Genomic DNA, 8,368 nt, shown 5'->3' with positions numbered 1-8,368 from the left:
GGGGAAGCCCGAGAAGAAATTACCGGGTCAAGGGCGGATCCCTGTCCGCCGGAGGCTTGCTGGCGGCGACGCTGAAGCTTGGCTCGGGGCCGATGCGTTGACGCGGGTCAGAACTCCCCGTCCAGAAGCAGGTGAGAATAATATCCCAGGACGGCGGCGAGGTAGAAGGGCAGCAGGGCTTTCCAGGCGATGCCCATGAGCATCATGGGCGCGACGAGGATGGGGCTGGGGATGAGGAGCCCGGCCCACCAGGTGTGCGTCCAGCCCCGGTGCGAGCCGATGGCCGGGAGGATGGCGCAGAAGCCCAGGAGCGCGGCGTAGCGGTACTGTTCGCGCAGGATGAGCACTGCGTCGGCGGCCAAGGCGACGCCGTAGTAGAGGTGTCGGCCTTTGGAGCTGGTGTCCACGTCGGGGAAGAGCGCGCCCAGCACGGCCAGGGCTGCCATGAGGGCCATGGTCTTGGGGTCGGGCCTGTAGAGGCCCAGCCACCACGCTCCGCCGAGGACGGCGGCGGTGGAGGCCAGGGCTCCCGCGATGTGTCCTTTGTAGCCGGGCATGTGGGGCGGGGCTAGCAGTTCACGGCGGGAAGTTCAAGCCTGGTGGCCGTTTGAGAAAAGCCGGGCCGGAGCATGGCTCCGGCCCGGCCTTGCGTTCGAGGGCGGTCAACGATTCTAGAACATGTCCTTTTCGCATTCGGAGATGGTCTCGTCGATGACCTTCTTGAGCTTCTCGGGCAGGCCCATGATGTCCACGTTGAGGAAGCCGCGCACGATGGTGGAGGTGGCTTCCTCCTCGTCGAGGCCGCGCGCCATGAGGTATTCGATCTCTTCCTGGGCGATCTTGCCCACGGCGGCCTCGTGGGAGAGTTCCACGCCGTCCACGGTGGCTTCCAGTTCGGGGATGGCGTGGATGACGCCTCCGCCGAGGATCAGGCCCTTGCACTCCAGGTGTCCGCGCGCGGGCACGGCGTTGCCCGCGATGTGGCCCCGGGCGATGATGGTGCCGCCGGTGGTGATGGTGCGCGCGATCATTTCGCCCCGGGTGTCGGGCGCGGCCAGAATGATGCGGCTGCCGGTGTCCAGGTGGGAACCCGCGGGGGCCACCATCACGGAGTTGAAGCGGGCCACGGCGCCCTCTCCCGCCAGGGTGACGGTGGGGTACATCTGGAGGTCGCGTACGGGCTTCAAGAGCACGTAGTTGTTGAGGAACACGCCGCCCTCCTCCACCTTTCCGGCGGAGCGCGGGCGCACCACGGTGTTCTCGGCCCAGTTGTGGATCATGGTGAAGGTGAGCTTGGCGTTCTTCTTCACGAAGAATTCGGAGATGCCCAGGTGCGCCGCGCCTTTGGAGGAGTGGGCCACGGAGCATCCGGTGATGATGTGCAGCTCCGAGTCTTCCTCGACAACGATGATGTTGTGCACGGCCTGTCCGGTCATGTCGCCCTTGATGAACAGGCAGGACTGCACGGGCTCCGTGATCTTCGCGCCCTTCTCGGTACGGATGAAGTATCCGCCGTGGAGGTCGCTGGCGGCCTTGCGGGTGAAATCGTCCTTGTCCTTGTCGACAAGGGTCCACATGTATTCCTTGAGACCGTCGTACTTGGCCATGGCGGTCTTGATGTCCAGGATTTCCACGCCGGGGCGCTTGCTCTTGCAGTGCACCGCTCCGTGGTCCATGTGCATGTAGGTGCCGCTGACGGCGCTGGCGGCCACATCCACGCCCGCCATGAGGAGCTGGTGCTTGTCGGCCTCGTCGAGGCTGTTGAGGTCGGCGATCTGTCCCGGGGCGGGGGCGGCGAAGTCGAACTGCGAAAGGTCGATGGGCTTCATGGAAAACTCCGTATCAGGCCAGGCAGCGCAGGCATTCCTGGTAGCCGAAGCGGCTGACGTGGTCGAGGATGTCGCGGGGGTTGGATTCGCAGCAGAGCTTGCCTTCGTACATCACCTGCCCTCTGTCGGCGTTGATGTATTCGAGGATGTAGCCCGTGTGCGTGATGATCAGGCCGGCCACGTGGCGACCGCATTTGGCCATGCGCAGGCTGCGTTCGGTGCCCATGGCGCATTCGCCGCCCAGAAGCTCGCGCACGGTGTTGCCGATGAGCTTCATGTTCTCCAGGTCCACGCCGGACTCGGGCTCGTCGAAAAGCACCATGTGGGGCTGCTGGGCCATGAGCTGGAGCAGCTCCGAGCGCTTGATCTCGCCGCCGGAGAAGCCCGCGTTGACATCGCGGTCCAGGAAGGTGTCCATGTTCACGCGGCGCGCCAGGGCGTCCACGGCCACGGGCCTGCCCTGGGCGGTCATGGAGACCAGGTGGCGCAGCTTGAGGCCGTGGATGGTGGGCGGGCGCTGGAAGGACATGCCGATGCCCAGCTTGGCGCGCTCGTGGATGGGGGCGTGGGTGATGTCGTGCCCCCGGAACATGATGCGCCCTTCGGTGATGGTATAGTTGCCGAAGCCCATGAGGGTCATGAGCAGGGTGGTCTTGCCGGAACCGTTGGGTCCGAAGAGGATGAAGGTCTCGTTTTCCTTGATTTCCAGGTCGATGCCCTTGAGCACCTCCCGGTCGCCGATCTTCACGTGCAGGTTTTCTATACTGAGCATGGAAGCCTCGTTGTTGGGTGGGACGCCTTGGCCAGCGCGGGCCAATCGGGATGGATACGCGCGGACGCCCGCGATGTCCAGAACGGCGGAAGGGTGTCACTCCCGGCGGTAGGCGCGGCTCTCGGGCAGGTAGCAGTAGCGGCAATCCCGTTTGGACAGGATGCTCACGAGGAACATGCCGAAGGCGAAGCCCCCGGCGTGGGCCCACCAGGCCACGGACTGCCCGTCCACTCCGGCCCCGGACTCCGCAAGCCCGGACCAGACCTGGATGAGAAACCAAAGCCCCAGAAAGAGCGTGGCGGGCACCTCCACGATCCACGGGATGAAGATGATGGGGATGAGCACGATGACGCGCGCGTGGGGAAAGAGCCGGAAATACCCCCCCATCACCCCGGCGATGGCCCCGGACGCCCCCACCACGGGCATGCGCGAGTCCACGTTGAAGGCCACATGCAGCGCCAGGGCGGCCAGCCCAGAGAGAAGATAGAACAGGGCGAAGCGCCGGTGGCCCAGGGCGTCCTCCACGTTGTCCGCGAAGACCCAGAACACCCACATGTTCAGGAGAAAATGCATCCAGCCGCCGTGCAGGAACATGTAGGTGAAGGCCGTGGACCATGCGCCGTGGGGATAGCCCATGGCCAGGGCCAGCTCCGGGCTGGTGAAGCGCAGCGGCACGGCCCCGTGCAGGTTGAAGAGCAGGGCCTGGCCGCGCTCCGTGAGGAAGAGCTCCGCCACGAACACCGCCGTGTTCAGGAAAAAGATCGTCCAGACAACCAGCGGCGCGCGGATGCGCGGGATGTTGTCCTTGAGGGGGATCACGCGCCACGCTCCTGGGTGCGACGCGGAGCCGGCACGAAAGGATCGGGAGCCGTCATCATCTAGGATCGATACCCCTTCGCGAGCATCCAGGCAAGAAGGGAGGCGGCCCGGACGCGTCGAAGCGCCGCCAGTTCGGCCAGCAGACGGGCGGCGGCGCGGTCCACGGCGGCAAGGTCCGAGGCGTTCTCCACCACGAAGGCGCAGGCCGCGAGCTTCGTCTCCCGGGGCCACTGCCAGGAGTCCACCTGGGCGGACAGGGCGTCGTCCCAGCCGCGCTTTTCGCGCAGGCGTTGATGGCGGATCTCGTCCGGGCAGTCCACCCCGACCACCTGGTCCACGGCCCCTGTTCCGGTCCAGCCGGCCTCAAGGAGCATGGGAACTTCGGCGAAGGCAGCGCGCGCCCGGGCGTGCCCGCTCCAGAAGTCCTCCAGGCGGCCGCGCACCACGGGATAGAGCAGCTCCATCACCTCGCGGCGCAGGTTCTCGGAGGCTCGCATGGCGGCCAGGAGCGCGGCCTTGTCCACTGCGCCCCGGGCCTCGGGCACGAAGCGCTCTCCGAAGCGGGAGCGCAGGAGATTCGTGCCGTCGCGTCCCGGCTCGTAGAGTTCGGCCACGCAGCGGTCGGCGCTCCACACGGGCATGCCCCGGGCCGCAAAGGCGGAAAGCAGCGCGCTCTTGCCCGAGCCCGGCAGCCCCACCACGCCCACGCGCTGGCAGCGGCGGTCGAGGTGGAGCAGCACGCGCGAAAAGTCCCGGGGCGGCGGACAGACGAGATCGAGACGCTCCGGGACGCCCTCATCCCCTTCCCCAGCCCCGGCCCCGTAAGCAGGATGCGGCAGGCCCAGCTTCCAGGCGTGGAGCATCTGGCGCGCGGCCAGCTTGTGCAGCAGCGGGTCGGAGCGCTTCAGCTCGGCCTGCTCGCGCGAGGCGTACACGGCGTCGCCCAGCAGGGGATGCCCCGCGTGGGCCAGGTGCACGCGGATCTGGTGCGTGCGTCCGGTGGCGATCTCCACCTCCAGCAGGCTCGCGCAGCCCGAGGGGGCGCTCCAGGCCACGCGCCAGCGGCTGTGAGCCTCGCGGCCCCCGCGCTGCACGCTCATGCGCGTCTTGTGGGAGGGGTCGCGCCCGATGGGGGCGTCGGAAGAGCCCACGTCCCGGGCGGGCCTGCCGTGCACCAGGGCCAGGTAGGTCTTGGAGACCTCGCGCCCGGCGAAGGCCTCGGAAAGGCGCAGGCGCGCGGCCTCGTGGAGGGCCACGGCCAGCAGCCCCGAAGTGTCCTTGTCGATGCGGTGGACGATGCCCGGGCGCTGCCCCTCGATGCGCGCAAGCTCCGGATAGTGGTGCAGCAGCCGGTTGACCAGCGTGCCTTCGGGGCAGCTGGGGGCCGGGTGCACGGTGAGGCCGGGGGGCTTGTCCAGCACCAGGAGGTGGGCGTCCCGGTAGAGCACGTGCAGCCCCCCCTGCTCGGGCGCCGGCGTGTCGCGCGCTTCCGGGATGTCCAGGGCCAGGGCCTCTCCGCCGCCCAGCTTGTGGGAGGGACGCGTGACGGTCTGGCCGTCCACGCGGGCCAGCCCCGCCTTGATCCACTCCTGGATCCTGGACCGGGCCACGGGTCGATCGGCCAGGAGCGCGGTCCAGACCTGATCGAGCCTGCCGGGCTCCCGGGCCACGGCGGATTCGCGGGAGGCGACGGAAAGCTCGGCCGGAGCGGCCGTTTCGAGAACCGGGACGCGTTTCTTGGTGCGGGAAGAGGCCATGCCTTTGGGATGCCCGGAAAGCCGCGCGGGGTCAACGATTGGAAACACTCCGCCTCCGGCGCAGCTGGATCGCCCGGCCTGACGGGATGCCTGCCCCGCGCCGGGCACGCCCGAAACGGCCCGCGCCCGGCGGCGCAAGCCGACAGGGTGCGACGCGAAAGGCGAGAGGCAAAAGGAAAGAGCCCGCGCGGCCACGCCGGCGGGCTCGGGAACGCTCCGTCAGTCCGGACTAGACCGCGAGCTTGTTCACGGCCAGATTCAGCCGGGAAACCTTGCGTGCGGCGGTCTTCCAGTGGATGATCTGCTTGGAGGCGGCGCCGTCGAGCACGGCGGTGGCGGCCCGCAGGGCGTCCTGGGCGGCGGCGGTGTCCTTGGACTCCACGGCCTCGCGCACGGCCTTGATGGCGTTCTTCACACGGGTCTTCATGGCGCGGTTGCGGGCACGGGCGATCAGGCTCTGACGGTGCCTCTTCAGCGCGGACTTATGATTGGCCAAGGGATTTCCCTCCTCGCTTCAATTTCAAAGACGGATTCAATAGGCCGGAGCACGACGCATGTCAAGCGATATCCGTCGTTTTCTCCGGAACACCGGACAATTTGCCGCTAGACCTGCAGGGCCGAGAAGTCGGCCAGCCTGCCCAGGCGGTCCACCAGGGAGCGCAGGAGGTTGAGCCGGGCGCGCCGCTGGCCCTCGTCCTCGCACATCACCATCACGTTGTCGAAGAAGGCGTCCACGCTGGGGCGCAGTTCGCCCAGAAGCCCGAAGAGGGCGTCGAAGTCGTCCTCGGCCCACAGGGTCTCGAAACGGGTCGCCGTGGCTTCCAGGGCCTCGGCCAGGGCAAGTTCGGCGGGTTCCGTCAGCAGGGACTTGTCCGCATGGCCCGTGAGCTCCACGCTGGAGGCCTGCTTGCGGATGATGTTGGCCGCGCGCTTGAAGGCCAGCACCGCCTGGTCGAAGCCCTCGGACCCGCTGAAGCGCGTCAGGGCCGCCGTGCGGGCCTCCAGCGCCCAGGGATCGGTGAAGCCCGCACCCAGGGCCGCCTCGGCCACCTGGGGCCGCACGCCGCGTCCCAGGAGCCAGGCCTTCAGGCGCGACCCGAAGAACTCCACGAGCTTCGTGCGGGCCTCCTCCGGATCGAGCTTCCAGGTCACTCCCTTGTAGTCCGCGAAGGCGGCCCGGGCCAGTTCGCCCAGGTCCAGGCGCAGGCCGTGCTCCACCAGGATGCGGCACACGCCCAGGGTCTGGCGGCGCAGGGCGTAGGGATCGGCCGCGCCGGTGGGGATCATGTCCAGGCCGAAGCATCCGGCCAGGGTGTCCATCTTGTCGGCCACGGCCAGGAGCGCGCCGCCCAGGTCGGCGGGCACGGGGCTCTCGGGGCCAAGCGGCAGATACTGCCCGGCCACGGCCCTGGCCACGGCCTCCTTCTCGCCTTTGCGTCGGGCGTAGATCCCCCCCATCACGCCCTGGAGGTCGGCGAACTCGCCCACCATCTCGGACACGAGGTCTGCCTTGCAGATGCGGCCCGCCCGGGGCAGGCTGGCGGCCATTTCCGGGGCCAGATGCGCGGCCAGCCAGGCGCAGAGGGTCTCCACGCGACGGCTCTTGGCCCCCATGGAGCCCAGGGGGGCCAGGAATGTCACGTTTTCGAGCTTCGCCAGCCATGCGTCCAGGCTGGACTCCAGATCGGTCTCCCAGAAGAAACGGGCGTCCTCCAGGCGGGCCTTGAGCACGCGCTCCCAGCCCTTGCGCACCAGGGCAACGTCGGTGGGCTCGATGCCCGAGGTGGTCAGGAAGTGGGGCAGGAGTTTCCCTGAGGCGTCCTCCACGCCGAAGCTTTTCTGATGGCTCTCCATGCTGGTGAGCAGCACCTCGCGGGGCAACTCCAGGTAGCGCGGGTCGAAATTGCCCAGGATCACCAAGGGGCGCTCCACAAGGCCGCAGACCTCCTCCAGCAGGCGATCGTTGACCACGGGCTTGCCGCCCACGGCCCGGGCGGCCCTCTCGCACTGCTCCAGGATGGAGACGCGCCGGGCCTTGGCGTCCAGCACCACCCTGCCCTTTTCGGCCAGCACGGAGAAATAGTCGTCCGCGGAACCCAGCTCCCAGGGGCCGGGGCCCAACACCCGGTGTCCGCGCGTGGCCCGGCCCGAGGCCACCTGGGCCACCTCGAAGGACGCCACCTGGTCGTCCAGCAGGGCCACGATCCAGCGGATGGGCCTGCCGAAAGTGTAGTCGAGGCTCCCCCAGTGCATCTTCTTGGGGAAGTTCAGGGCCTTGAGCGCCGCCGGGCAGACCGCGGGCAGCAGGTCCAGGGCCAGGGCCCCGCCGGTGGCCTTGCGCACGGCCAGGTACTGGCCCTTGGGGGTTTCCACGGTGAACACGTCGGCGAAATCGGCCCCCTGGCCCTTCGCGAACCCGAGGGCGGCCGCTGTGGGATTGCCCGATGCGTCGTAGGCGGCGCGCACGGGGGGGCCGGTGACCACCTCCTCCTCGCGGCGCTGCACGGCCTCAAGCCCCGAGACCCGGGCGGTGAGGCGACGGGGCGTTGCCCAGGTTTCCACCTTTGCGAAGCCGAGCTTGTGCTGTTCCAGGAGTCCGGCCAGGCCCTGGCGCAATTCGGCGCACAGGGAGGCCAGGAAGCGCGACGGCATTTCCTCGAAGCCGATTTCCAACAGGAAGGATGGCATGTCTGGCGTCCTTTAGCGTTGCAGGAGGGGGTGGCCCATTTCGGCGCGCTGGGCGGCGTAGAGCCTCGCCAGGGCGGAGGCCAGGGCGCGCACGCGGGCGATGTAGCCTGTGCGCTCGGTGATGGAGATGGCCCCCCGGGCCTGGAGCATGTTGAAGGTGTGCGAGCAGCGCAGGCAGTAGTCGTAGGCTGGCCAGGGCAGGCCCAGTTCGCAGAGCCGCCTGCACTCGGCCTCGCAGGAGTTGAAGAAGCCGAGGAGCATGGCGGCGTCGGCGTGCTCGAAGTTGTATTTCGAGTGTTCCACTTCGCCCTGGTGGTGCACCTGGCCGTAGGTGACGGAGTCGTTCCAGGCCAGATCGTAGACCGACTCCTTCTCCTGAAGGTACATGGAGATGCGCTCAAGGCCGTAGGTGATTTCCACGGACACGGGCGAAAGCTCGATGCCGCCCACCTGCTGGAAGTAGGTGAACTGCGTGACCTCCATGCCGTTGAGCCACACCTCCC

8 protein-coding genes are annotated in these 8,368 nt (G+C 68.3%); all 8 read right to left on the bottom strand.

Translation table 11 applies throughout. From position 1 onward, the window contains the following. Positions 1–107: 107 nt before the first annotated feature. Positions 108–557 carry a metal-dependent hydrolase gene (locus ACV4UX_RS15470; protein WP_491594179.1) on the bottom strand — a complete coding sequence of 150 codons (450 nt, stop codon included), beginning with the start codon at positions 555–557 and terminating at the stop codon, positions 108–110. Between the two features lie 114 nt (positions 558–671). Further along, a complete protein-coding gene (locus ACV4UX_RS15465) occupies positions 672–1,829 on the bottom strand; it encodes a SufB/SufD family protein (protein WP_491594178.1) in 1,158 nt (385 codons plus the stop codon). A gap of 13 nt (positions 1,830–1,842) precedes the next feature. Further along, on the bottom strand, positions 1,843–2,601 hold the full coding sequence (locus ACV4UX_RS15460) for an ABC transporter ATP-binding protein (RefSeq protein WP_491594177.1): 759 nt from the start codon (positions 2,599–2,601) through the stop codon (positions 1,843–1,845). 96 nt (positions 2,602–2,697) lie between these two features. Further along, a complete protein-coding gene (locus ACV4UX_RS15455) occupies positions 2,698–3,420 on the bottom strand; it encodes a rhomboid family intramembrane serine protease (protein ID WP_491594176.1) in 723 nt (240 codons plus the stop codon). A 59-nt stretch (positions 3,421–3,479) separates the two neighbouring features. After that, positions 3,480–5,177: a dephospho-CoA kinase gene (locus ACV4UX_RS15450; protein ID WP_491594175.1), complete on the bottom strand. Its 1,698-nt coding sequence runs from the start codon at positions 5,175–5,177 to the stop codon at positions 3,480–3,482. 229 nt (positions 5,178–5,406) lie between these two features. Continuing rightward, entirely contained in the window at positions 5,407–5,673 is a 267-nt protein-coding gene (gene rpsT, locus ACV4UX_RS15445) for a 30S ribosomal protein S20 (RefSeq protein WP_173086939.1), read from the bottom strand. A 107-nt stretch (positions 5,674–5,780) separates the two neighbouring features. Next, positions 5,781–7,865 (bottom strand): glycine--tRNA ligase subunit beta, encoded by a 2,085-nt coding sequence (gene glyS, locus ACV4UX_RS15440; RefSeq protein ID WP_491594174.1) that lies wholly within the window; start codon positions 7,863–7,865, stop codon positions 5,781–5,783. A gap of 12 nt (positions 7,866–7,877) precedes the next feature. Beyond that, positions 7,878–8,368, bottom strand: a 491-nt coding sequence (locus tag ACV4UX_RS15435; protein ID WP_491594173.1) for a glycine--tRNA ligase subunit alpha, incomplete at its 5' end; no start/stop codon positions are given.

The organism is Fundidesulfovibrio sp. (assembly GCF_058402725.1).
Note: the sequence above shows the minus strand (reverse complement) of the source record. Positions and strands in the feature narration are given on the sequence as shown.